The sequence below is a fragment of the bacterium genome, assembly GCA_009926305.1.
Taxonomy (GTDB): domain Bacteria; phylum Bdellovibrionota_C; class UBA2361; order UBA2361; family RFPC01; genus RFPC01.
In genome coordinates, this window is the sequence record RFPC01000266.1 from 1 (window position 1) to 1,081 (window position 1,081).

A 1,081-nucleotide genomic window follows, 5' to 3' on the forward strand; every position below is an offset into this window, starting at 1 on the left:
AAATCGCATCCGCTAGTGCCGAGGCCCGAGGCTCGAATTGGTTGATAGCATACGTTCCATTAGCCGAGTCAGATGGCCCCATCGACACTCTAAATTTCCTGGCTAAAGATGGATCAGAAAAGAGGGCAATTCCCCTTGGCTCTGATCGGTACTACTTCTACGAGATTGATAACGGAGACATTCTCAATGTTGCTTTTTCAAACGAATGGGGGCGGGCTGCGTACACAAATATTTCAATTCCGGCATTTAGCCTCGCACCGTTCAAAGCCTCGAGCTTGTTGCGTGGCGGGTTCCGTGGATCAAGTCTTTCTCTGGCTCACAAAGCTAAGTTGGAGAGAGACATTGGCGGTTTCTCAGGTGTTATCTCAATCGTATGTACCGGATACGTCCTTTCCACAACCTCATCTAGTGCAAGGAAAACAATCGAATTGAGGGCCAGAAAGGCCTGTGAAGAATCGAAGAAATTACATGAAGCCGCCTTTATATCTGTAAAGATAAAGGACACACGGGTTACCAGTTTTTATGGTGCGGTTGGAGTTGTAGTAGAAGGAAATAGCTAGAGGCTGCAAGGTCACTATAAAGTGCGAGAGTTTCTTAGAGACGGACTACTAGACCCCCGCTGATGGAGCTGGTGTGTCGACACAACTTATAACAATAAGCAATAAGGTTTCTGAGAAAAGGATCGTTTTGCGGGTTAAGCCGGTAGCCGTTCAGGAGTGAGTAAGTGAGCAGATTTCGACCGAGGTACCTCAGTTATGCAGCCCTGGTGCTGTTGGTCCTCCCTTTTGCTCTCGCATTCATTACTTCCTTGTTCACAGAGGGCGATATGTGGAATGAGGGGACCGGTGGAGGTGCTTGGCTCTGGTTGCTTTTCCTAAGTCTTCCAGGGGCATTCCTCCTTTTCCTCACCTCAATCATTTGGTGGCTGATCAGAGACATCAAGAAGCGAGGCAACTAAGCCAGAGTTAAGCTGCTAACCGACAAATGTGAGACCAATAGACACATTCTGAGACGTTGGGATATTCTGTACATCAGCCTCCCCCGAGGCTAAAGGGATCATTAGCTCCCTCGTAAAGAGCAG

Annotated in this window: 2 protein-coding genes; both read left to right on the plus strand. The window is 48.1% G+C overall.

The features are described 5' to 3' along the window. Nucleotides 1–560, plus strand: a 560-nt coding sequence (locus EBR25_14410) for a hypothetical protein (protein ID NBW42162.1), incomplete at its 5' end; no start/stop codon positions are given. Between the two features lie 164 nt (nucleotides 561–724). After that, entirely contained in the window at nucleotides 725–958 is a 234-nt protein-coding gene (locus tag EBR25_14415) for a hypothetical protein (GenBank protein NBW42163.1), read from the plus strand. The last annotated feature ends 123 nt before the right edge of the window (nucleotides 959–1,081 follow it).